The 21,649-nt window shown below is 65.3% G+C and carries 34 protein-coding genes; 30 read left to right on the top strand and 4 right to left on the bottom strand.

The window, feature by feature from the left end; translation table 11 throughout:
* Window positions 1-345 precede the first annotated feature (345 nt).
* The 23 genes from rpsJ (at window position 346) to map (ending at window position 12,652) form a co-directional block, all read left to right on the top strand.
* On the top strand, window positions 346-654 hold the full coding sequence (rpsJ, locus tag ABD115_RS16180) for a 30S ribosomal protein S10 (protein ID WP_010156393.1): 309 nt from the start codon (window positions 346-348) through the stop codon (window positions 652-654).
* A gap of 14 nt (window positions 655-668) precedes the next feature.
* Window positions 669-1,322 (top strand): 50S ribosomal protein L3, encoded by a 654-nt coding sequence (gene rplC / locus ABD115_RS16175; protein ID WP_343962768.1) that lies wholly within the window; start codon window positions 669-671, stop codon window positions 1,320-1,322.
* A gap of 3 nt (window positions 1,323-1,325) precedes the next feature.
* Window positions 1,326-1,979, top strand: a complete 654-nt coding sequence (gene rplD / locus ABD115_RS16170) for a 50S ribosomal protein L4 (protein WP_343962766.1) — start codon at window positions 1,326-1,328, stop codon at window positions 1,977-1,979.
* 2 nt (window positions 1,980-1,981) lie between these two features.
* Entirely contained in the window at window positions 1,982-2,275 is a 294-nt protein-coding gene (rplW, locus tag ABD115_RS16165) for a 50S ribosomal protein L23 (protein WP_343962802.1), read from the top strand.
* A gap of 22 nt (window positions 2,276-2,297) precedes the next feature.
* Window positions 2,298-3,134 (top strand): 50S ribosomal protein L2, encoded by an 837-nt coding sequence (gene rplB / locus ABD115_RS16160; RefSeq protein WP_343962765.1) that lies wholly within the window; start codon window positions 2,298-2,300, stop codon window positions 3,132-3,134.
* 22 nt (window positions 3,135-3,156) lie between these two features.
* Window positions 3,157-3,438: a 30S ribosomal protein S19 gene (gene rpsS, locus ABD115_RS16155; RefSeq protein ID WP_025133706.1), complete on the top strand. Its 282-nt coding sequence runs from the start codon at window positions 3,157-3,159 to the stop codon at window positions 3,436-3,438.
* 26 nt (window positions 3,439-3,464) lie between these two features.
* Window positions 3,465-3,842 carry a 50S ribosomal protein L22 gene (gene rplV, locus ABD115_RS16150; protein ID WP_119281523.1) on the top strand — a complete coding sequence of 126 codons (378 nt, stop codon included), beginning with the start codon at window positions 3,465-3,467 and terminating at the stop codon, window positions 3,840-3,842.
* A gap of 3 nt (window positions 3,843-3,845) precedes the next feature.
* On the top strand, window positions 3,846-4,604 hold the full coding sequence (gene rpsC, locus ABD115_RS16145; RefSeq protein ID WP_343962763.1) for a 30S ribosomal protein S3: 759 nt from the start codon (window positions 3,846-3,848) through the stop codon (window positions 4,602-4,604).
* 2 nt (window positions 4,605-4,606) lie between these two features.
* A complete protein-coding gene (gene rplP / locus ABD115_RS16140) occupies window positions 4,607-5,026 on the top strand; it encodes a 50S ribosomal protein L16 (RefSeq protein ID WP_343962761.1) in 420 nt (139 codons plus the stop codon).
* The gene (gene rpmC, locus ABD115_RS16135; RefSeq protein WP_343962759.1) at window positions 5,026-5,343 is read left to right on the top strand and encodes a 50S ribosomal protein L29; all 318 of its coding nucleotides are present in this window, start codon (window positions 5,026-5,028) and stop codon (window positions 5,341-5,343) included. The genes rplP and rpmC overlap by 1 nt, the downstream gene beginning before the upstream one ends.
* A 2-nt stretch (window positions 5,344-5,345) precedes the next feature.
* A complete protein-coding gene (gene rpsQ / locus ABD115_RS16130; protein ID WP_343962757.1) occupies window positions 5,346-5,618 on the top strand; it encodes a 30S ribosomal protein S17 in 273 nt (90 codons plus the stop codon).
* A gap of 33 nt (window positions 5,619-5,651) precedes the next feature.
* The gene (rplN, locus tag ABD115_RS16125; protein ID WP_059063306.1) at window positions 5,652-6,020 is read left to right on the top strand and encodes a 50S ribosomal protein L14; all 369 of its coding nucleotides are present in this window, start codon (window positions 5,652-5,654) and stop codon (window positions 6,018-6,020) included.
* 4 nt (window positions 6,021-6,024) lie between these two features.
* Window positions 6,025-6,387 (top strand): 50S ribosomal protein L24, encoded by a 363-nt coding sequence (rplX, locus tag ABD115_RS16120; RefSeq protein WP_343962755.1) that lies wholly within the window; start codon window positions 6,025-6,027, stop codon window positions 6,385-6,387.
* Window positions 6,387-6,965 carry a 50S ribosomal protein L5 gene (gene rplE, locus ABD115_RS16115; RefSeq protein ID WP_343962753.1) on the top strand — a complete coding sequence of 193 codons (579 nt, stop codon included), beginning with the start codon at window positions 6,387-6,389 and terminating at the stop codon, window positions 6,963-6,965. The genes rplX and rplE overlap by 1 nt, the downstream gene beginning before the upstream one ends.
* A 114-nt stretch (window positions 6,966-7,079) precedes the next feature.
* Window positions 7,080-7,478, top strand: coding sequence for a 30S ribosomal protein S8 (gene rpsH / locus ABD115_RS16110; protein ID WP_343962751.1), 399 nt, complete (start codon window positions 7,080-7,082; stop codon window positions 7,476-7,478).
* A gap of 6 nt (window positions 7,479-7,484) precedes the next feature.
* A complete protein-coding gene (rplF, locus tag ABD115_RS16105) occupies window positions 7,485-8,021 on the top strand; it encodes a 50S ribosomal protein L6 (protein ID WP_343962749.1) in 537 nt (178 codons plus the stop codon).
* A gap of 2 nt (window positions 8,022-8,023) precedes the next feature.
* A complete protein-coding gene (rplR, locus tag ABD115_RS16100) occupies window positions 8,024-8,398 on the top strand; it encodes a 50S ribosomal protein L18 (RefSeq protein WP_343962747.1) in 375 nt (124 codons plus the stop codon).
* Window positions 8,395-9,108 carry a 30S ribosomal protein S5 gene (gene rpsE, locus ABD115_RS16095; RefSeq protein WP_343962745.1) on the top strand — a complete coding sequence of 238 codons (714 nt, stop codon included), beginning with the start codon at window positions 8,395-8,397 and terminating at the stop codon, window positions 9,106-9,108. The genes rplR and rpsE overlap by 4 nt, the downstream gene beginning before the upstream one ends.
* Complete coding sequence (gene rpmD / locus ABD115_RS16090) at window positions 9,108-9,296, top strand: 50S ribosomal protein L30 (protein WP_343962743.1); 189 nt, start codon at window positions 9,108-9,110, stop codon at window positions 9,294-9,296. Before rpsE ends, rpmD begins: the two co-directional genes overlap by 1 nt.
* Entirely contained in the window at window positions 9,293-9,754 is a 462-nt protein-coding gene (rplO, locus tag ABD115_RS16085) for a 50S ribosomal protein L15 (protein WP_343962741.1), read from the top strand. The genes rpmD and rplO overlap by 4 nt, the downstream gene beginning before the upstream one ends.
* A gap of 152 nt (window positions 9,755-9,906) precedes the next feature.
* Complete coding sequence (gene secY, locus ABD115_RS16080; RefSeq protein WP_343962740.1) at window positions 9,907-11,232, top strand: preprotein translocase subunit SecY; 1,326 nt, start codon at window positions 9,907-9,909, stop codon at window positions 11,230-11,232.
* On the top strand, window positions 11,229-11,807 hold the full coding sequence (locus ABD115_RS16075) for an adenylate kinase (protein ID WP_343962738.1): 579 nt from the start codon (window positions 11,229-11,231) through the stop codon (window positions 11,805-11,807). Before secY ends, ABD115_RS16075 begins: the two co-directional genes overlap by 4 nt.
* Before the next feature lie 2 nt (window positions 11,808-11,809).
* Window positions 11,810-12,652 (top strand): type I methionyl aminopeptidase, encoded by an 843-nt coding sequence (gene map, locus ABD115_RS16070; RefSeq protein WP_343962736.1) that lies wholly within the window; start codon window positions 11,810-11,812, stop codon window positions 12,650-12,652.
* A 94-nt stretch (window positions 12,653-12,746) separates the two neighbouring features.
* On the opposite strand, the gene ABD115_RS16065 is transcribed toward map, so the two are convergent.
* The 3 genes from ABD115_RS16065 to ABD115_RS16055 are packed head-to-tail and all read right to left on the bottom strand — an operon-like array spanning window position 12,747 to window position 14,708.
* A complete protein-coding gene (locus ABD115_RS16065) occupies window positions 12,747-13,562 on the bottom strand; it encodes a PaaX family transcriptional regulator (RefSeq protein ID WP_343962734.1) in 816 nt (271 codons plus the stop codon).
* Window positions 13,559-14,089: a YqeB family protein gene (locus tag ABD115_RS16060; RefSeq protein ID WP_343962732.1), complete on the bottom strand. Its 531-nt coding sequence runs from the start codon at window positions 14,087-14,089 to the stop codon at window positions 13,559-13,561. Before ABD115_RS16060 ends, ABD115_RS16065 begins: the two co-directional genes overlap by 4 nt.
* 58 nt (window positions 14,090-14,147) lie before the next feature.
* Window positions 14,148-14,708: a CGNR zinc finger domain-containing protein gene (locus tag ABD115_RS16055; protein WP_343962730.1), complete on the bottom strand. Its 561-nt coding sequence runs from the start codon at window positions 14,706-14,708 to the stop codon at window positions 14,148-14,150.
* 48 nt (window positions 14,709-14,756) lie between these two features.
* Here ABD115_RS16055 and ABD115_RS16050 point away from each other — a divergent pair, with 48 nt between their 5' ends.
* The 7 genes from ABD115_RS16050 (at window position 14,757) to rplQ (ending at window position 19,469) form a co-directional block, all read left to right on the top strand.
* Window positions 14,757-16,274 (top strand): FAD-dependent monooxygenase, encoded by a 1,518-nt coding sequence (locus tag ABD115_RS16050; RefSeq protein WP_343962728.1) that lies wholly within the window; start codon window positions 14,757-14,759, stop codon window positions 16,272-16,274.
* Window positions 16,275-16,424: 150 nt separating this feature from the next.
* On the top strand, window positions 16,425-16,646 hold the full coding sequence (gene infA, locus ABD115_RS16045) for a translation initiation factor IF-1 (protein ID WP_119281503.1): 222 nt from the start codon (window positions 16,425-16,427) through the stop codon (window positions 16,644-16,646).
* Between the two features lie 80 nt (window positions 16,647-16,726).
* A complete protein-coding gene (gene rpmJ, locus ABD115_RS16040; RefSeq protein WP_005050492.1) occupies window positions 16,727-16,843 on the top strand; it encodes a 50S ribosomal protein L36 in 117 nt (38 codons plus the stop codon).
* A 152-nt stretch (window positions 16,844-16,995) separates the two neighbouring features.
* Complete coding sequence (rpsM, locus tag ABD115_RS16035; protein ID WP_343962726.1) at window positions 16,996-17,364, top strand: 30S ribosomal protein S13; 369 nt, start codon at window positions 16,996-16,998, stop codon at window positions 17,362-17,364.
* A 47-nt stretch (window positions 17,365-17,411) separates the two neighbouring features.
* Window positions 17,412-17,810 carry a 30S ribosomal protein S11 gene (gene rpsK / locus ABD115_RS16030; RefSeq protein WP_042544393.1) on the top strand — a complete coding sequence of 133 codons (399 nt, stop codon included), beginning with the start codon at window positions 17,412-17,414 and terminating at the stop codon, window positions 17,808-17,810.
* Window positions 17,811-17,935: 125 nt separating this feature from the next.
* Window positions 17,936-18,922: a DNA-directed RNA polymerase subunit alpha gene (locus ABD115_RS16025; protein WP_042544392.1), complete on the top strand. Its 987-nt coding sequence runs from the start codon at window positions 17,936-17,938 to the stop codon at window positions 18,920-18,922.
* A gap of 43 nt (window positions 18,923-18,965) precedes the next feature.
* Window positions 18,966-19,469 (top strand): 50S ribosomal protein L17, encoded by a 504-nt coding sequence (rplQ, locus tag ABD115_RS16020; protein WP_343962724.1) that lies wholly within the window; start codon window positions 18,966-18,968, stop codon window positions 19,467-19,469.
* Window positions 19,470-19,708: 239 nt separating this feature from the next.
* Here rplQ and ABD115_RS16015 read toward each other — a convergent pair whose 3' ends face one another.
* Window positions 19,709-21,598 (bottom strand): acyltransferase family protein, encoded by a 1,890-nt coding sequence (locus tag ABD115_RS16015; RefSeq protein WP_343962722.1) that lies wholly within the window; start codon window positions 21,596-21,598, stop codon window positions 19,709-19,711.
* Between the last annotated feature and the right edge of the window lie 51 nt (window positions 21,599-21,649).

Below are 21,649 nucleotides of genomic sequence, written 5' to 3'. Positions count from 1 at the left end.
GCCGGCGGGCGCGCAGCGAGCGCGACACGCCCGGGTTGCACGGCGGCTATCGCTGTGTCAGAATAGACAGGTTCAGTACTCCGTGCATGCGGATCACTGCCAGGTTGTGCATTGCCACCGACTCGTTCGGTCGGGTGAGGCCGCGGGCAGCGAACACAGCCTGCACGCTACGAGGCGGCCAGACGCGAGTCGGGCCGTTTTTGCGCGTGCAGAAATTGATAGGTGAACAGAGACCCAGCACAAGGCATCGCAAGATGCCCGTCTGCCAAGGGCGCTGGTACGCAAGACGTCCAATGCTGTCGGCCACAAGCCGAGAGTATGACGCGACTAGAAAGTAGAGATGTCATGGCGGGACAGAAGATCCGCATTCGACTCAAGTCGTATGACCACGAGGTCATTGATAGCTCGGCGCGCAAGATCGTAGATACGGTCACCCGCGCTGGCGCAACCGTGATCGGCCCAGTGCCGCTTCCAACGGAAAAGAACGTGATCGCTGTGATCCGTTCGCCACACAAGTACAAGGACAGCCGCGAGCACTTTGAGAAGCGCACGCACAAGCGCCTGATCGACATCGTCGATCCCACCCCGAAGGCCGTCGATTCGCTCATGCGTCTCGATCTCCCGGCCGATGTCAACATCGAGATCAAGCTCTAAGGGGGGATCCAGACATGACTGCAGTACGTAATGTGAAGGGTCTCCTGGGCACCAAGCTCGGCATGACTCAGGTATGGGACGAGAACGGCAACGTCGTTCCCGTGACCGTCATCGAGGTGGCACCGAACGTTGTCACCCAGATCCGCACCCCCGAGGTCGACGGCTACAGCGCCGTGCAGATCGCAGCGGGTCAGATCGACCCCCGCAAGGTGAACCAGCCCTCGGCTGGGCACTTCGAGAAGGCCGGCGTAACGCCGCGCCGCCACATCACCGAGATCCGCACCGCCGACGCCGCTGAGTACAGCCTCGGCCAGGAGCTCACCATTGATGGCGTCTTCGAAGCCGGTCAGAAGATCGACGTCGTTGGCACCTCGAAGGGCAAGGGCTTTGCCGGCACCATGAAGCGTCACAACTTCGGCGGCGCTCCCGCATCGCACGGTGCACACCGCAACCACCGCAAGCCGGGTTCTGTTGGCGGCGCTGCGACTCCCGGTCGCGTGTTCCGCGGGCAGAAGATGGCGGGGCGCATGGGCGGCGATCGCGTCACCGTGCAGAACCTCACCGTTCAAGCGATCGACGCAGAGAAGGGCATCGTCCTCGTGAAGGGCGCCGTTCCCGGTGCGCGCGGTCGTCTCGTATTCGTCCGCAACGCAGTGAAGGGGGCGTAGTTCATGGCTACCGCTACCAAGCTCGAGGTTTTCGACGCGAAGGGCAAGAAGGCTGGGTCGGTTGACCTTCCCGAGGCCATCTTCGGCGCCGAGACCAACGTTCCGCTGATCCACCAGGTGGTCACGGCACAGCTTGCAGCTGCCCGTCAGGGTACGCACAAGACCAAGACCCGTGGCGAGCGCTCGGGTTCCGGCGTCAAGCCGTTCAAGCAGAAGGGCACTGGCCGTGCACGCCAGGGCTCGGTTCGCATGCCGCAGCACCGCGGTGGCGGCATCGTCCACGGGCCCGTGCCCCGCGATTACTCGCAGCGCACCCCCAAGAAGATGATCGCTGCTGCACTCGTTGGCCTGCTCTCGGATCGCGCTCGCGCGAACCGCCTGCACGTCGTCGAGGGCTTCGGCATCGCCGACAAGCCGAGTACGAAGACCGCACGCGAGTTCCTCGCACAGGTCGCACCGGGCAACCGCGTGCTCCTGGTCGTCGACCGCGAAGACGTGCTCACCGTGCTGAGCGTTCAGAACCTTCCGAACGTGCACGTGCTGTTCCACGATCAGCTCAACGCCTACGACGTTGTCGTCAGTGACGATCTCGTCTTCACCAAGGCAGCTTTCGACGCTTTCGTCGAGGGTCGCGCCGCTAAGGAGGACTCGAAGTGAGCATGAACAAGGCTGCGCACGACGTCATCATCCGCCCGATCGTCTCGGAGAAGAGCTACGGCCTCATCGACGCAAACGGACAGTACACCTTCGAGGTTGCTCCGAACGCGTCGAAGACCGAGATCAAGCTCGCCATCGAGTCGGTATTCGGTGTGAAGGTCGCAAAGATCAACACGCTGAACCGCAAGGGCAAGACCCGCCGCACGAAGTTTGGCCTCGGCAAGCGCAAGGACACCAAGCGCGCCATCGTCACGCTGAAGTCGGGCTCCATCGACATCTTCACGGCTGCGCTGTAGAAGGGGCGAAAAGGAACACAACATGGCAATTCGCAAGTACAAGCCGACGACCCCGGGTCGTCGCGGGTCGAGCGTTGCTGATTTCGCTGAGATCACGCGCTCCACGCCCGAAAAGTCGCTGCTGCGCCCGCTCCCGAAGACGGGTGGCCGCAACAACCAGGGCCGCATCACGACCCGTCACATCGGTGGTGGCCACAAGCGCCAGTACCGCGTCATCGACTTCCGTCGCAATGACAAGGACGGCGTCAACGCCCGCGTAGCGCACATCGAGTACGACCCCAACCGCACGGCGCGCATCGCGCTGCTGCACTTTGAGGACGGCGCGAAGCGTTACATCATCGCTCCCAACAAGCTCAAGCAGGGCGACATCGTTGAGTCGGGCGCTGGTTCGGATATCAAGCCAGGCAACAACCTGCCGCTGAAGAACATCCCGACCGGTACCGTCATTCACGCGATCGAGCTGAAGCCCGGTGGGGGAGCGAAGCTCGCTCGTTCCGCTGGTTCGTCGGTTCGCCTCGTGGCGAAGGATGGCCCCTACGCTCAGCTGCGTCTGCCCTCGGGCGAGATCCGCAACGTCGACGCGCGCTGCCGCGCGACCGTCGGCGAGGTCGGCAACGCCGAGCAGTCGAACATCAACTGGGGTAAGGCCGGCCGTATGCGCTGGAAGGGCGTTCGCCCGACCGTGCGTGGTGTCGTCATGAACCCGGTCGATCACCCCCACGGTGGTGGCGAAGGCCGCACCTCGGGTGGCCGTCACCCGGTTAGCCCCTGGGGCCAGAAGGAAGGCCGTACGCGCCGTCCGAACAAGGAAAGCGACAAGCTCATTGTGCGCCGCCGTAACGCTGGCAAGAAGCGCTAGTCGGCAGGTAGGAGAATAGAAGATGCCTCGTAGTCTCAAGAAGGGCCCCTTCGTCGATAACCACCTGCTGAACAAGGTGGTTGTGCAGAACGAAGCTGGCACCAAGAACGTGATCAAGACCTGGTCGCGCCGCTCGATGATCATCCCCGCAATGCTGGGACACACCATCGCAGTGCACGACGGTCGGAAGCACATCCCCGTATTCGTCACCGAAACCATGGTTGGTCACAAGCTGGGCGAGTTCGCCCCGACTCGTACCTTCCGCGGTCACGTGAAGGACGACAAGAAGGGCCGTCGCCGCTAACGCGGTGACGTGAAGGAGGAAGAGAAATGGTGGAATCGATCGCACGCGTGCGTCACATCCGCATCACCCCCCAGAAGGCCCGTCGTGTCGTTGACCTGGTTCGTGGGAAGAACGCGCAGGAGGCACTCGCCATCCTGAAGTTCGCGCCCCAGGCAGCCGCTGAGCCCGTGTTCAAGCTCGTCGCTTCGGCGATCGCGAACGCACGTGTGAAGGCCGACGCCGAGAACCTGCGCCTCAACGAGGACGAGCTGGTCATTGCGCGCGCATTCGTAGACGAGGGTGCAACGCTCAAGCGTTTCCGCCCCCGTGCACAGGGCCGCGCGTTCCGTATCAACAAGCGCACCAGCCACATCACGGTCGTTCTGCAGACCGCTGATGAGCTGGCAGCTCAGAAGGGAGCCTAAGGAATGGGCCAGAAGATTCATCCCTACGGCTTCCGCCTCGGGATTACCACCGACCACGTGTCGCGCTGGTTCTCGGACTCGACGAAGAAGGGTCAGCGTTACGCTGACTACCTCGCCGAGGACATCAAGATCCGCCAGCACCTGCAGGTTCAGCTTGATCGCGCGGGCGTCTCGCGCGTCGAGATCGAGCGCACCCGCGACCGTGTCCGCGTAGACATCCACACCGCTCGCCCCGGCATCGTCATCGGTCGCCGTGGAGCAGAGGCTGAGCGCATCCGCGCCGACCTCGAGAAGCTCACCGGCAAGCAGATCCAGCTGAACATCCTCGAGGTGAAGAACCCCGAGGCCGATGCTCAGCTCGTTGCACAGGGCATCGCCGAGCAGCTCGCTGCTCGCGTGGCGTTCCGTCGTGCAATGCGCAAGGGTCTCCAGGGCGCGCAGCGCGCTGGTGCCAAGGGTGTCCGTATCCAGGTCTCCGGCCGCCTTGGCGGCGCCGAGATGAGCCGTTCGGAGTTCTACCGCGAGGGTCGCGTGCCGCTGCACACGCTCCGCGCGAACATCGACTACGGTTTCTACGAGGCGAAGACCACCTTCGGCCGCATCGGCGTGAAGGTCTGGATCTACAAGGGCGACCTCACCAACAAGGAGCTCGCTCGGGAACAGGCTTCGCAGAAGCCCTCGCGTGAGCGTGGCGATCGCCGCCGTGCGCCCCGTGGCGCGCAGGCTGAGGCTGCACCCGCTGCAGCAGGAGCGGAGAAGTAACCATGCTGATTCCCCGTCGAGTCAAGTACCGCAAGCAGCATCACCCCGGCCGTAGCGGCCAGGCAAAGGGCGGAACCAAGGTCACCTTCGGTGAGTTCGGTATTCAGGCCCTCACGCCCGCTTACGTGACGAACCGTCAGATCGAGTCCGCTCGTATCGCGATGACCCGTCACATCAAGCGTGGCGGCAAGGTGTGGATCAACATCTACCCCGACCGTCCGCTCACGAAGAAGCCTGCCGAAACCCGCATGGGTTCCGGTAAGGGTTCGCCCGAGTGGTGGGTTGCGAATGTCAAGCCGGGCCGCGTCCTCTTTGAGGTCGCAGGTGTTGATGAGGAGCTTGCGCGCGAGGCACTGACCCGCGCGATCCACAAGCTGCCCCTCAAGGCCCGCATTATTAAGCGCGAGGAGGGTGACGCGTAATGGCGATCGGAACCAAGGAACTGGCTGTCACGGAGCTTGACAGCTTCGAAAACGAGCGTCTCGCTGAGGAGCTGAAGAAGGCCAAGGCCGAGCTCTTCAACCTGCGGTTCCAGTCGGCCACCGGCCAGCTGGAGAACCACGGGCGCGTGCGCCAGGTGAAGCGCGACATCGCTCGCATCTACACCGTGCTCCGCGAGCGCGAGCTGGGTATTCGGGTCACCCCCGTTGCCGAGCCCGCGAAGAAGGCTTCTGCTAAGAAGTCGTCCACCAAGAAGACCGAGCAGGCGCCCGCCGCCGCTGAGACGAAGGAGGCCTAGACATGGCTGAGGTCGAGAAGGAACAGCGACCGTATCGCAAGGCGCGCCGTGGCTACGTCGTCAGCGACAAGATGGATAAGACCATCACCGTTGAGGTCGAGGACCGCGTGAAGCACCCGCTCTACGGCAAGGTGATGCGTCGCTCATCGAAGGTGAAGGCCCACGACGAGCAGAACACCGCCGGCATCGGCGATCTCGTGCTCATCCATGAGACCCGTCCGCTCAGCGCCACCAAGCGCTGGCGTCTGGTCGAGATCCTCGAGAAGGCGAAGTAAGCGCCCCGCGCTTACTGACTGAAGGAGTAGCAAGTGATTCAGCAGGAATCCCGACTCAAGGTTGCCGATAACACCGGCGCCAAGGAGTTGCTTACCATCCGTGTCCTCGGGGGCTCAGGGCGTCGTTACGCAGGTCTCGGCGACACCATCGTTGCGACCGTCAAGGACGCAATCCCCGGCGGCAACGTCAAGAAGGGTGAGGTCGTCAAGGCCGTCATCGTTCGTACCCGCAAGTCGACCCGTCGCGTTGACGGTTCGTACATCAGCTTCGACGAAAACGCCGCCGTCATCCTGAAGGCAGACGGGGAGCCTCGCGGCACCCGTATCTTCGGGCCGGTCGGTCGTGAGCTTCGCGACAAGAAGTTCATGAAGATCGTCTCGCTCGCACCGGAGGTGATCTAGTCCTATGGCTGCAAAGATCAAGAAGGGTGACCTCGTAGAGGTCATCTCGGGCCCGACCCAGGAGCGCGGTGGCTACCGTGGCAAGCAGGGTCGTGTTCTCGAGGTTCTCACCGAGACCGACCGCCTGGTCGTCGAAGGCGTGAACTATGTCACCAAGCACGTTCGCGTCGGCCAGTCCGACCGCGGCACGAAGGAGGGTGGCATCGAGACCGTCGAGGCTCCCATCCACGTGTCGAACGTTGCCATCGTTGACCCCTCGACGAAGAAGCCGACCCGCGTTGGCTTCCGCGTCGAAGAGGTCGAGAAGGATGGCAAGAAGAAGACGGTTCGCGTGCGTTACGCGAAGTCGTCTGGGAAGGACCTCTAATGTCTGAAACTGCTGTGGCGGCTGGCAAAATCCAGCCTCGCTTGAAGCAGAAGTACCGCGGCGAAATCGTCCCGGCACTCCGCGAAGAGTTCGCGTACGCAAACGTCATGCAGGTTCCCGGTCTCGTGAAGATCGTTGTGAACACCGGCGTTGGCGAGGCGGCTCGTGACAGCAAGGTGATCGAGGGCGCAATTGCCGACCTCGTGAAGATCACCGGTCAGAAGCCCAAGGTCACCATGGCCCGCAAGTCGATCGCGCAGTTCAAGCTGCGTGAGGGGCAGGCCATTGGCGCACACGTCACGCTCCGTGGCGACCGCGCCTGGGAATTCCTTGACCGCCTCGTGACGCTCGCACTGCCGCGTATCCGCGATTTCCGCGGGCTTTCGCCGAAGCAGTTCGACGGCGCGGGCAACTACACGTTCGGTTTGACCGAGCAGAGTGTGTTCCACGAGATCGATCAGGATAAGATTGATCGCGTGCGTGGTTTTGACATCACCATTGTCACCACCGCAAAGACCGACGACGAGGGTCGTGCGCTGCTTAAGGCGCTTGGCTTCCCGTTCAAGGCTGACAACTAAATAGTCCAAGCGGACAGGGTGCCCGGGGCTTCCCGGGCACCCCGTTCGCGTGTCACCTAGGTCGCGTCTACGTGTAACGAGGCGTGAAACCAGGCGAAAAAGAAAGAGTCAATCATGACGATGACTGATCCGGTAGCAGACATGCTTACCCGGTTGCGCAACGCAAATAGCGCACATCATGACGACGTTTCGCTTCCCGGCTCAAAGCTGAAGGAGCGGATCGCCGAGATCCTCAAGCGCGAGGGTTACATTGCCGACTGGAAGGTGGAGCCGGCGCGCGTCGGAACCTCAATCACCATGACGCTGAAGTACGGCCCGAACCGCGAGGCCTCGATCGAGGGTCTCAAGCGCGTCTCGAAGCCCGGCCTGCGCGTATACGCGGGTGCGGCTGAGATCCCGAGCGTGCTCGGCGGCCTTGGCATCGCGATCCTGTCCACCTCCTCAGGTCTCCTCACCGACCGTGAGGCCGAGCAGAAGGGCGTGGGCGGCGAAGTGCTGGCCTACGTGTGGTAAGCCGTCATGTCACGTATTGGAAAGCTTCCCATCACCGTACCGAACGGTGTGGATGTCAAGATCGATGGCCAGCAGGTCACCGTCAAGGGTTCGAAGGGCGAGCTCACGCTCGTTGTCGCCGAGCCCATTCGCGTCGCAGTTGAGGACGGCCAGATTCTGGTCACCCGCCCCAACGACGAGCGCGAATCACGAGCACTGCACGGCCTCAGCCGCACGCTCATCAACAACAACATCATTGGTGTGACCGAGGGCTACTCCAAGTCGCTCGAGGTTGTCGGCACCGGTTACCGCGTGCAGCAGAAGGGGCAGGGCCTTGAGTTCGCGCTCGGCTTCTCGCACCCGGTTTCCTTCGACGCTCCCGAGGGCATTCAGCTCGCGGTCGAGGGTTCCACCAAGATCACCGTCAGCGGCATCTCCAAGCAGGGCGTTGGTGAAGCCGCCGCAAACATCCGCAAGCTGAAGAAGCCGGAGCCCTACAAGGGCAAGGGCATTCGTTACGCTGACGAGGTTGTTCGCCGCAAGGCTGGAAAGGCTGGTAAGTAACCATGGCCGCTAACATCACCCGTGCAAAGGGTCGTTCGGCTGCGCGCGTTCGCCGCCACGCCCGTCTGCGTAAGAAGATTGTCGGCACCGAACTGCGTCCCCGTCTCTCGGTGACCCGCTCGGCCCGCCACGTATTCGTGCAGGTCATCGACGATGCCAAGGGCCACACCGTGGCTTCGGCCTCGACGATGGAAGCGGATCTCCGCGCATTTGAGGGCGACAAGACCGCCAAGGCGCGCAAGGTTGGCGAGCTCGTCGCCGAGCGCGCGAAGGCTGCTGGTGTCGAGGCGGTCGTCTTCGACCGCGGCGGCAGCAAGTACGCAGGCCGCGTCGCAGCGATCGCCGATGGCGCTCGCGAGGGAGGTCTGACACTGTGAGCAATGAAACGAAGGAGCAGGAAGTGACTGCTGAGGCTCAGACTCAGGCTCCGGCCGCTGAGGCGCAGAACAGCGATCACCGCAACGAGCCCCGTGAGCAGCGTCGCGGTAGCCGCGACCGCGGCACCCGTGGCGAGCGTGGCGGCGGACGCAACGATCGCGCCGAGAGCCAGTTCCTCGAGCGCGTCGTGACCATCAACCGCGTGTCGAAGGTCGTCAAGGGCGGCCGTCGCTTTAGCTTCACCGCGCTCGTCGTGGTTGGCGATGGCAACGGCACCGTAGGCGTCGGCTACGGGAAGGCGAAGGAAGTTCCCCTCGCAATCTCGAAGGGCGTCGAAGAGGCGAAGAAGAACTTCTTCCGCGTGCCGCGCGTCGGCAGCACGATCCCGCACCCGGTGCAGGGCGAGGCCGCAGCCGGCGTCGTGCTGCTCCGCCCGGCTGCTGCCGGTACCGGTGTTATCGCCGGTGGCCCGGTTCGCGCCGTGCTCGAGTGCGCTGGCATCCACGACGTGCTGAGCAAGTCGCTCGGCTCCTCGAACACCCTGAACATCGTGCATGCGACCGTTGAGGCGCTGCGTCAGCTCGAGGAGCCCCGCTCCGTCGCAGCTCGTCGTGGGCTCGACTTCGACCGCGTCGCTCCGGCTCGCCTCGTGCGCGCTGAGGCGAAGGCCGCGGCCGACGCTGCCGCAAAGGCAAAGGCAGGTGCGTAATGGCTAAGAGCCTGAAGATTACGCAGATGAAGTCCGTGATCAGTGAGAAGCAGAACCAGCGCGACACGCTGCGCAGCCTCGGCCTTCGCAAGATCGGCCAGTCGGTCGTTCGCGAAGACACCAGGGCTAACCGCGGCTACGTCCGTGCGGTTGCTCACCTGGTCGAGGTTGAGGAGATCGACGAATGAGCGAGAACAACGAAGAGCGCGGCGCCGTGCTGAAGGCACACCACCTTCGCCCGGCCGCTGGTTCGAAGAAGGCGAAGACCCGCGTTGGTCGTGGCGAGGCATCCAAGGGTAAGACCGCTGGTCGCGGCACCAAGGGCACCAAGGCGCGCTACCAGGTCAAGGCCGGCTTCGAGGGTGGCCAGATGCCGCTGCACATGCGTACGCCGAAGCTGCGCGGGTTCAAGAACCCGTTCCGCACCGAGTACCAGGTGGTGAACGTCGCGAAGCTCGAGGAGCTCTTCCCCGAGGGCGGCGACGTCACGATCGAGTCGCTCGTTGCCAAGGGCGCAGTGCGCAAGAACCAGCCCGTCAAGGTGCTGGGCAACGGTGACCTGAAGGTCAAGCTTTCCGTGCAGGTCGACAAGGTCTCCGGCTCCGCAGCCGAGAAGATCGTCGCAGCTGGCGGTGAAGTGAAGTAACATCCGGGCTTCGCTCGGGTGAATAGGGGGTGTTGGGGAGCACGAATGGCTCCCCAACACCCCCTTTTCGTTCACCAGCACGCGCCGCACGTGTAGGCTGGTCTAGTTGCTCCTCGCAGGCAAATGCCGGCGAACTATCCAGGAGGCTAAGTTTGTTCAGCGCCATTGGACGGATCTTCCGTACCCCCGACCTCCGTCGGAAGATCGTTTTTACCCTAGGAATTGTTGCCCTCTTCAGGCTCGGTTCCTTCGTACCGACCCCGTTTGTTGACTTCAACAACGTGCAGGTCTGTCTCGCATCGAACGCGAACAGCGGCACCGCGGGGCTGTACGACATGGTCAACCTGTTCAGCGGCGGCGCCCTCCTGCAGCTCTCGATCTTCGCGCTCGGCATCATGCCGTACATCACCGCGTCGATCATCACGCAGCTGCTGCGCGTGGTCATTCCGCACTTCGAGACCCTCCACAAGGAGGGCCAGGCTGGCCAGGCAAAGCTCACGCAGTACACCCGCTACCTGACAATTGCTCTCGCGGTGCTGCAGTCGACCACCCTGATCACGGTTGCGCGCTCGGGCCAGCTCTTCGGTTCGCTGTCGAACCAGGCCTGCCAGAACCTCGTGGCGCAGGAGTGGTGGGCGATCCTCATCATGATCATCACCATGACCGCGGGCACCGGCCTCATCATGTGGTTCGGTGAGATGATCACCGAGCGCGGCGTCGGCAACGGCATGTCGCTGCTCATCTTCACCTCGATCGCCGCAAGCTTCCCCGGTGCCCTGTGGGTCATCAAGGAGGAGCGCGGCTGGGAGGTCTTCTTCTTCGTTATTCTCGTCGGCATGGTCGTCATTGGCGCGGTCGTGTTCGTCGAGCAGTCGCAGCGCCGCATCCCGGTGCAGTACGCGAAGCGTGTTGTCGGCCGCCGCACCTATGGCGGTTCGAGCACGTACATTCCGATCAAGGTGAACATGGCGGGCGTGATCCCCGTGATCTTCGCCTCGGCTATCCTCTACCTCCCGATGTTGCTTGCGCAGTTCAACCAGCCCAAGGCTGGCGAAGAGCCGGCCGCCTGGGTCGTGTGGGTGCAGAACAACCTCGTGTACGGCGACCAGCCGCTCTATATGCTCGTGTTCTTCCTGCTGGTTATCGGCTTCACCTTCTTCTACGTGCAGATCACCTTCAACCCCGAAGAGGTCGCTGACAACATGAAGAAGTACTCGGGCTTCATCCCCGGCATTCGTGCCGGCCGCCCGACCGCCGAGTACCTCAACTACGTGCTGACGCGCATCACCAGCGCCGGCTCGCTCTATCTCGGTGTCATCGCGCTGCTGCCGCTCGTTGCACTCTCGTTCTTCGGCGCGAACCAGAACTTCCCGTTCGGCGGCGCGTCGATCCTCATTATCGTTGGCGTGGGGCTTGAGACGGTCAAGCAGATCGATGCTCAGCTGCAGCAGCGCCACTACGAAGGGCTTCTTAAGTGACAGTAACCAGGCTTCTCATCATCGGCCCTCCCGGCGCGGGCAAGGGCACGCAGGCAGCGAAGATCGCCGAGGGCTACGGTGTCCCAGCGATCTCCACGGGCGACATCTTCCGCGCGAACATCAAGGGCGGCACTGAGCTTGGCCAGCGCGTGCAGGCGATCATCGAGTCGGGCGAGCTCGTGCCCGACTCGCTCACGAACGAGATCGTTGAGGATCGGCTGCAGCAGGCCGACGCGGTGCAGGGCTTCCTGCTCGACGGCTACCCACGCAACGTAGAGCAGGTGCACGCGCTCGACGGCATGCTCGAGGGCGATTCGCTCGACGCCGTTGTGCTGCTCGAGGCAGACACCGATGAGGTCGTTGCCCGGCTGCTCAAGCGCGCCGAGATCGAGGGGCGCGCCGACGACACCGAGTCGGTCATTCGTCACCGGCAAGATGTGTACGCGCAGCAGACTGAGCCGCTCATCGAGCTGTTCACCGAGCGCGGCATTCTCGTGAGCGTCGACGGCCTGGGCGGCATCGACGAGGTCGCCGAGCGCATTGCGAGCGCGCTGAGCGCAAAGCTGGGCCGCTAGGAATGTCACGTCGCGGTTTTCTTCGGCGGTCGATCTATAAGTCACCTGCGCAGCTGCGGCTCATGATCGAGCCGGGCCTCGCGGCCGTCGACGCGCTCGCTGCGATGCGGGCTGCTGTGGGCCCCGGCGTGACGACGCTCGAGCTCGATGCAATCGCCGAAGCGGCGATTCGCGCCCGAGGGGGCGAGCCGAATTTCATGCTCGAGCCCGGCTACAGGCACACGATCTGCGCGAATGTGAACGCAGACGTCGTGCACGCGATTCCTACCGACCGGCCGCTGCAGCCGGGAGACGTCGTCTCGCTCGATGTTGGCGCCGTGATCGGCGGCTGGCACAGTGACGCTGCGTTCACGGCGGTGATTCCAGACCCCGCTCGCCCCGAGCTCACGGAGGCGAACGAGAAGCTCTCTCACGTGACCGAGCAGGCGATGTGGCAGGGAATCGCGCGCCTCGCGCGCGCCAGCCACCTGAACGAGGTCGGTGAGGCCGTGCAGAGCTACGTGCGCAAGCACAGCGACTACGGGGTGCTCGAAGACTACATTGGGCACGGCATCGGGCGCAGCATGCACGAGGATCCACCAGTGTTCAACGTCGCGGTTGCCAAGCGCGGCCCCGAGGTCAAGCCCGGCCTCGTCGTTGCGATTGAGCCGATCATTTCGGCAGGCACGATCGACACCGTCGTGCAAGATGACGACTGGACGGTGACGATCGCTGACGGCTCGATGAGCGCGCAGTGGGAGCACTCCGTTGCCGTGCACGAGGGCGGGATCTGGGTGCTCACCGCGGCAGACGGGGGAGCGGCGGGGCTCGCGCAGTTCGGCATCACCCCGACGCCCATCGCCTAGCGAACGAAGGAGCGCCGCTCACCTTCTCGGTGGGCGGCGCTCGTTCGTTGTGGGCGCGAAGTCGCGGCGGATCCGCGGCCGCGCACAGCCCCGGCTACGCAAACACTGGAAGCTCAGGGAAGCGGCGTTCGAGTTCGTTCCACTCGTTGAGAAACAGTCGGCGCAGCCGAGCCGGAGCCCAGGCCGGCGGCCGCAGTTCGCTCGGCAGGAGCGGATCGACGGTGAGCGCGCGGTCGAGCCCCTCTGCGAGCTCGAGCGCCCGCGCGGTTGCGGCAATAACCGTGCTGGGTGCTGGGCCCCGCACATCGTTTAGGAGCAGAGCGAGCGGCTCGTAGGCGGCGATAGTCGTTGCCGCCGGCCAGAGCCGCTCTGCGATCTCCGCAGGCGATGTGGTTCCGGGCAGCTGCAGGTCGCTCGTTGTCGAGCGTACGAGCCAGCGCTCGAGCAGCCCGGGTGGGGTGGCGTCGTCGAGCGCCGTGTCGAGGGCGTGCGGGCTCACGTACATGCCTGAAACGACCGGGGCCGCGCCGAGCCAGACGAGAGCTGTGCGGAGCGCGTCGCGCTCGGCCCTCGCCTCCTCGGGAATGGAGAACGCGTACACCCGCCAAGCGCCGTCCCACGAGGCGCCAGGGGCGTCGCCCGCGAAGGCGAACTCAACGAGGTCGCTCTCGCCGCGGGCCGCCCGCGCGGCCGTGCCGGTGCGCTCGATGCGGCCCGCGCGGCCTCGACCGATCTGCACGAGATCGCCGGCGTGCTGCATTCGCCTGATGGCGAGGCGCACCGTCTGCTCGGCGAGGCCGAGCGCGACACCAACGTCGTAGACGGTGTCGAGGTTTGCGGTGCCTCGGGAGCCGAGACAGCCGTCGATGACCGTGCGGGCCGACACGGCGATGGTGCGCTCGGCCGTCACTTTCGGCCCTGCGACGTGTGCGCGGCTCGCGGCCCGGTGAGCGTGCCCTCCCACGGGTAGCCGTGCGCGATGAAGGCCTCGGCGATGCGCGCCCCGCCGCCCTCGACGTCATCGTTGAACAGTACGCGGCCCTCGGGTGACTCGATGCGCACCTTGCCGCCCTTCCGGTACACGCCGCCGACTTGCTCGCGCGTGACGATGCGGGAGTCGTCGCCCTCGGTGATGCGAATCTCGGCATCGGTGAGGGTGAGCTTCGCGGCCTCGTGGGTAATGAAGAAGGCAACGACGAGCCCAACGAGGCCGAGCATTGCGGGCCGGCCGAACACCATGAGGGGTGAGTCGATCGTGCCGAGAAACTTCAGCACGTCGAGGTACGGAATCGGCCAGTTGGCGGCATTCTGCAGCAGCCAGGGGAGGGCGAGCCCCAGCCCAACGCCGGCGCCGCCGAGCGCGAGCCATACGAAGATCTTTGTCGATTGCGTCATCTCGAGCACGGTGCGGTTCGGGGTGGGGTGCGTTTCGCTCATCGATGCTCCAAAATATCGTTGTGCATACGATCGTATCATCAACGATATTAATTGGTGCTCACCTGGGCGGGAGATCTCCGTCCTTGCGAGCGGCAGCGGTGCGGCGGTGGGCGGCCACCCGGGTGCGTGTCGCGCACGCGCCGCCACAGAAGCGTTGCGGCACTCGCCGCCCCTCGTCGATGAACACGTTCTGGCACCCCTCTGCCGCGCAGCTACCCCACGCGCACCGCCCGCGCTCGGCCAACCACGACCCGAGCGCGAAGGCTGCGGTGTGAAGCAGGGCGGCGGCCGCGTCTGCAGCCGGCGAGAGCGCCGGCCTGAGCGCCCAGCGCCCGTCGCTGAGCTCGGCGAGCTCAGCGTGCCCGGTGTGCTCGGCGAGCATCGCGTTCAGGAGCTCCGCCGCCTCGCGCTCGTCGCTGGTTTCGTACACGAGGCGAATCGCGCGCTGCGCTCGTTCGAGGGCTGCCTCGTCGGTTGCGCGGTGAGCAAAACCTCCGTCGCCGTGGGTCAGGGCCAGCTCCCGCCAGTGCGCGGCGGGAGACGCGGAGTTCGTGACCGCTGTCACGAAGCCGAGCCCGAGTGGGCGGGCGTTGGCTGGGGCTGGGTAGCGAGTGTGCATATTCATAGTGTAACGTCTAATTTCTAGTTAAGCGTTACGGGGGTTTCTATGGCTGCAACACAAACACACACCCAGGTCGCGATCGTTGGGGCGGGGCCGGTCGGGCTCACGCTAGCGCTGCTGCTGCGGCACCGCGGGGTCGGTGTGCGCGTGTTTGAATCGCACCCCGGCCTCTCCCGCCACCCAAAGGCGAGGGGCATCGCCGCGAGTTCGATGGAGGTCTTCCGGGGCCTCGGCATCGAGCGCGACGTGCGCGCGGTGTCGCTGCCCGCCGAGCACGTGCGCTTCTTCCGTGGCGAGAGTCTCGTTGACCCGGCCGCAGAGCTCACCGCGCCGGGAGGTGGCGACGAGGGGTCTGCGAATACCCCGTCGCCCGGCGTGCTCTGCTCGCAAGACAGGCTCGAGCCCGTGCTCGCCGCCGCCGCGCGGGCCGCCGGGGCCGAGCTCAGGTTTGGTGCGCGGGTCACCGACGTGCGGCAGTCGCCCGAACTCGTCGAACTGGTGGTTGCCGAGGGCGACGAAGCGCCCGTGCGCTACACCGCAGACGTCGTCGCGGGGTGCGATGGCGCCCGCAGCCTGGTGCGGGAACGTGCCGGCATCGCGCTCACGGGGGAGGCGGGGCTCGCAGAGTTTCTCTCGGTGAGGTTCCGTGCGCCCCTGGGCGAGGCCGTGCGCGGTCGCGAAGCAACCTCCTACTTCATCGCGGGTGGCAAAGGTGGGTTTCTCGCGATCGACAACGACACGGAGTGGATCTATCAATACCCCCTTGCGGCGGGGGCTCAGGCCGCGGCGCTCCGCTCAGACGATGAGGCGCTCACGCGGCTGGTGCGAGACGCAGCCGGGCTCCCGGAGCTCGAGGTGGAGGTCGCCGACACCATGCTCTGGCGCATGGATGCCTGTGTTGCCGAGTCGTTCGCTGCTGGGCGTCTCGTGCTCGCGGGTGACTCCGCGCACCAGACGCCGCCGACAGGTGGGCACGGCATGAACGTCGGCATCGCCGACGCCGAAGCGCTCGCGTGGCGGCTCGCTGACGCGGTCGGGGGCGGCACGGTCGACGCGGTCGGTGCCGCGCTCGCCCGCTACAGCGAAGAGCGACTTCCGGTCGCTGCTGCGGTCGTTGCGCGCTCGCTCGACAACACGCGCCGGGCCTATGGCATCGACGACGAGTTGCTACTCGGCGCTGGCTACGCGCCGGCGCCAGCCCTCCCCGAGGGGGCATACGCGCCGTCTGGGGCGATCGGCAGGCGGCTGCCGCACGCGGCACTCGAGGCGGATCCCGGCGCCTCGATCATCGACGTCGCATGGGGGAGGGCGCGCCTCATCGTGGCCGACGCCCCAGAACCGTGGCGCGACCGTCTCGCCGCGATCGGCTCGACGTCGGGCGAGGTGCCGGTCGTTTCGGTGGTGTCGGGGTCGGCGGCGACTCCTGGACTCTGTGAGCGCGCGGGGCTGGCGCCGGGGGAGGCGCTGCTCGTGCGGCCTGACGGCGTGATTGCCGCGCGCGGTGGCCTCGAGCCTGGCGACCCATGGCTCGAACGGGCCCTCTCCGGAGTGTCGATGAGGTGAGCGGCCGCCCCGCTTTGCCGTGTTGGCTAGACACGGCGGGCGATCGGGGTTATGATTACTCGTTGGTGCTTTGTGCCTGTTTTCGCGATCGTGAAACCAGGGGGGAAGCATTCGCAAGACCGGTGAAACAACACGAGCGACAGTGAGGCTATGGCGAAGAAAGACGGCGTCATCGAGATTGAGGGCCAGGTTGCAGAGGCGCTCCCGAACGCACAGTTCCGGGTAGAGCTGACCAACGGCCACAGAGTGCTCGCGCATATCTCGGGCAAGATGCGTCAGCACTACATCCGCATCCTTCCAGGGGACCGCGTGATCGTGGAGCTGACCCCGTACGATCTGACCCGCGGTCGCATCGTCTACCGCTACAAGTAGACACGCGCGCGTCCACCGGAAAGTAACGGCTCACGGCATCCCGTGGGTACGAGGACAGCGAACCCGCTAAAGGAAAAACAATGAAGGTCAACCCCAGCGTTAAGCCCATCTGCGATCACTGCAAGGTGATCCGCCGCCACGGCCGCGTCATGGTGATCTGCAAGAGCAACCCGCGTCACAAGCAGCGCCAGGGCTAACACCCGGGTTCTGCGGCTCGCAGATCAAACGAACACAATGAAATAGCGCATCGAAGAACCCCGCGGCGACAGCCCAGGGGAGACACCTCGGGTCGGAGGCCTGAACCCACGATGCGCACCACACCTCCACTTATCCGCAAGGAGAGCCAGACATGGCACGTATTGCAGGCGTAGACATCCCGCGCGAAAAGCGCGTAGAGATCGCGCTCACCTACATCTATGGCGTCGGCCGCACGAGCGCACTCAAGACGCTCGAGGCGACCGGCATCGACGGGAACACTCGTGTTCGCGACCTGAGCGACGAACAGCTCGTTCAGCTCCGCGACCACATTGAGGGCAACTTCAAGGTTGAGGGTGACCTCCGCCGCGAGGTCCAGGCCGACATCCGCCGCAAGGTTGAGATCGGCAGCTACCAGGGTATTCGCCACCGCCGAGGCATGCCTGTGCATGGTCAGCGCACCAAGACGAACGCTCGCACCCGCAAGGGCCCGAAGCGTACCGTCGCCGGTAAGAAGAAGTAACGCCGGTTCACACCGACCATCACACATAGCTTTCAGGAGAATACTCAATGGCTGCACCTAAGTCGGCTGCGCGCAAGCCGCGTCGCAAGGACAAGAAGAACATCGCAGTGGGCCACGCCCACATCAAGTCGACCTTCAACAACACGATCATTTCCATCACTGACACCACCGGTGCTGTGCTCACCTGGGCTTCCTCGGGTGGGGTTGGCTTCAAGGGTTCGCGTAAGTCGACCCCGTTCGCCGCGCAGCTCGCTGCCGAGTCCGTCGCACGCAAGGCGCAGGAGCACGGCATGAAGAAGGTTGACGTCTTCGTGAAGGGCCCCGGCTCGGGCCGCGAGACCGCGATTCGTTCGCTGCAGGCCGCTGGCCTCGAGGTTGGCTCGATCAACGACGTCACCCCGCAGACCCACAACGGCTGCCGCCCACCGAAGCGTCGCCGCGTCTGAGCCCCACTGTCGCGTCGACCTCGGTCGGCGCGACACCGGCTCGCTCGCTTGACGAGCTGGTACGTTCCCAACCCCCTCTTCACCGCAGAGTCATATAGCGGACTCCAGCGAAAGGAACACACACAGTGCTCATTGCACAGCGCCCCACTCTGACCGAAGACTCAATCTCCGAGTACCGCTCACGCTTCACCATTGAGCCCCTCGAGCCCGGCTTTGGTTACACGCTTGGAAACTCGCTTCGCCGCACGCTGCTCTCCTCGATTCCCGGAGCCGCTGTCACCAGCGTCCGCTTCGAGGGCGTGGCTCACGAGTTCACGACGATCCCCGGTGTCACTGAAGACGTCACCGAGATCATTCTGAACATCAAGGGCCTCGTCGTTTCGAGCGAGCACGACGAGCCGATCACCGCGTACCTCCGCAAGACCGGGGCAGGCGAGGTCACCGCCGCCGACATCTCCGCGCCCGCAGGCGTTGAGGTGCACAACCCCGAGCTGGTTATCGCGACCCTCGGCGACGACGCACAGTTCGAGCTCGAGCTCACTATTGAGCGTGGCCGTGGTTACGTTTCTGCAGCGCAGAACCGCAACGACGACGCAGAGGTTGGCCGCATTCCGGTCGACTCGATCTACTCGCCAGTGCTCAAGGTGACCTACCGCGTCGAGGCAACTCGTGCGGGTGAGCGCACTGACTTCGACCGCCTCGTGGTCGACGTCGAGTCGAAGCCCGCGATCAGCCCCCGCGACGCGATCGCGTCGGCTGGCTCGACCCTGGTCGAGCTGTTCGGGCTCGCGCGCGAGCTGAACACTGCCGCTGAGGGCGTCGAGATCGGCCCCGCGCCGGTTGAGGTTGTCGCTGAGGGCGAGCTTTCGATTCCGATCGAAGACCTCGACCTTTCGGTGCGTAGCTACAACTGCCTCAAGCGTGAGGGCATCAACTCCGTGAGCGAACTCGTTGCGCTCTCGGAAGCCCAGCTGATGAACATTCGTAACTTCGGTCAGAAGTCCGTCTTCGAGGTGCGCGACAAGCTCGCCGAGATGGGTCTTTCGCTCAAGGACGCGGTTCCCGGTTTCGACGGGGCCAACTTCTACAGCTACGAGGACGACGTTAACTAACGACCGGCTTCATAGCTGATCGAACATTTACAGGAGTACAACCATGCCTAAGCCCACCAAGGGCGCCCGCCTCGGAGGCGGCCCCACCCACGAGCGCCTCATGCTCAACCAGATGGCTTCGCAGCTCTTCGAGCACAAGCGCATCCAGACCACTGAGACCAAGGCGAAGCGCCTGCAGCCCATCGCTGAGCGCCTCGTGACCTTCGCGAAGCGTGGAGACCTCCACGCTCGTCGTCGCGTCATGCGTCAGATTCTCGACAAGGGCGTTGTGCACGAGCTCTTCACCGAGATCGCGCCGCTCGTCGAGAACCGCGATGGCGGCTACACCCGCATCGTCAAGACCGGTTTCCGCAAGGGCGACAACGCTCCCCTCGCAGTGATCGAGCTCGTGCTCGAGCCCGTACAGCCGAAGGTCAAGGCGAAGAAGGCCGCAGCCAAGGCTGAGGAGCCCAAGGCCGAGGTCGCCGAGGAGGCCCCCGAGGCAGCCGAGGCAGCCGAGACCGAGGCACCCGCGGCTGACGCCGCTGCTGAGGAGAAGGCTGAGTAAGCGTCCGCTTGCACCGCTTGAGCGCCCCGGGGTTTCGACCCCGGGGCGCTTTTGTGCGCTTGTGCAACCGTCTTCGGGCTCGGGCTCGGGCTCGGGCTCGGGCTCGGGGTTCGGGGTTCGGGACTCGGGGTTCGGGTCCGGCAGCGATGTGCGCGATGAGCGCGATGTGCGCGAGGTTGTGCAGTGTGCGGGGGTGAGGGCCCGCTGGGTCGGCCCCGCCCCCGCCCGGGCAACGTGAGCTAGCGGCGCGGAACGGCCCAGCCGGTCGCCTCGCCCGGTGTGAAGAGCGATTCGATGGCGTCGCGCATCGCTGCTGCGTAGACCTCGCCGCCCTCGGGGCCAGGGTGAATGCCGTCTTCCGCGAGAAACTCTGGGGTGCCGGCGACCGCCGCGTCCCAGCCCGCGAGCGCGACACCGCGGTGAGCCTGAGCGAAGGCGGTGAGCATTGCGTTGACCTCGGGAATCCAGTCGCGCTCGGCGTGCGCGTCGACGAGCACAAGCTTGCGACCGTCGACAATGCGCAGCAGTTCGTCAAGGGCCTCGGCGTCGACGGGCCCGTTGGTGCCGAGGCCGACAACGACGATGTCGCGCAGCGCGCCTCTGGCGGCCATATCGGCGAGAATCTCGACGCCGGCCCACAACCCGCGCGAGACAGCAGCGTCGACCTCGATGCCAGGGAGCGCCTCGGTGAGCTCGGGGTAGCTCGCGAGCATCACGGAATCGCCGACGGCGGTGATGTCGCCGCCCTGCACAGCGAATCGTGGCGCCGGGCGCTCGGCAGCGGCCGCGCCCGGGTCGCCCGGCTCAGCTGGGTCGGCGCCGCTCGCTGCGCCATCGCGGTCGGCCTCCAACTGCTGCTGGCCCCGCAGAATCACCTCGGCAGACGAGGTGCGCTCGGGGGCGATAGCGACCGCAACCCCCGTGAGGGGGAAAGTGATCGCCACAACGAGGGCGAGGGCGATCGAGATGCGCTTGCGACGCTGCGTGTAGCTCCGGGGGCTGAACCACCTGGCAAACGCGCCGCGCAGGCCAATGCGCCGCACCGGCTGCTCAACATAGCGGTACGACAGCGCTGCGAACGCGACGGTGAGCGCGAGGGTGACGGCCGCGACGAGCGGTGAGGCCCCGAGCCCGAGGCCCGAGGCAATGCTCGTGACGATCAAGAGCAGGGGCCAGTGCCAGAGGTAGATGCCATACGAGCGCTCGCCGATCCACCGCAGCGGTTGCGCATCGAGCCACCTGCCAGCGATGGCGCCCTCGCGCGTAATCGCCCACACCACCGCGAGGCCGGCAAGCGTGGCGAGCTGAAAGCCGCCGACGAAGCTCGCGCGGCTCCCCTCTTGCAGCGTCAGCGCGAGGTAACCGAGCACCCCAAAACCGAGCGCGGCGACGGTGAGCGACACCGCCTGGCCCACCGCGGTCAACGCGCGGGCGGCCTGGCGCGATAGCGCGACTGCCATGGCGGCGCCGAGAAACAGGCCGAAGCTGTGCGAGTCTGAACCGAAGTACACGCGGGTGGGGTCGGCGCCCGCGTTGGCGAGCGACGCCATGAGAAACGCTGAGCCGACGCCGAGCGCGATCAGGGGGAGGGCCCACGTGAGGCGGGAGCGGAAGCGAAACACCAAGATTGCGAGCAGCGGCAGCACGATGTAGAACTGCTCCTCGAGCGCAAGCGACCAGAAGTTTCTGAACAGCTCGGGCGTATCGCGCGCGAAGTAGTCGGTGCCGTTCGCGATGAACACCCAGTTGCTGACGAAGAACACGGCGCCGGCGATCTGCTGCGCGACGCCGACGAGCAGGTCGCGCCCGGCAGCGAGCGCGAGCGAGGTGCTCACGAGCACGACCAGCGCGACGGCGGGCAGCAGCCGGCGCGCCCGCCTGCGCCAGAATCCGAGCAGGTCGATGCGGCCGGTCCTCTCGAGCTCGCGCAGCAGCAGCGAGGTGATGAGAAAGCCGCTCATCACAAAGAACACGTCGACACCGAGGAAGCCGCCGGGCAGCACCGTGGGGAAGAGGTGGTAGACGAGCACAAGCCCGACCGCGATCGCCCGGAGCCCGTCGAGGCCGCCAAAGCGGGCGCCACGGTGAGTCACCCGTGGCCCGGCAGGAGTAAGCGGGCGAACAGACACTCGAAGATGGTACCCCGGAATCTGCCTGAGCGGCATTCGGGGCCTGGGCCC

The organism is Leucobacter albus (genome assembly GCF_039528015.1).
GTDB classification, from domain to species: Bacteria; Actinomycetota; Actinomycetes; order Actinomycetales; family Microbacteriaceae; genus Leucobacter; species Leucobacter albus.
This window is presented reverse-complemented; position numbering and strand designations above follow the sequence as displayed.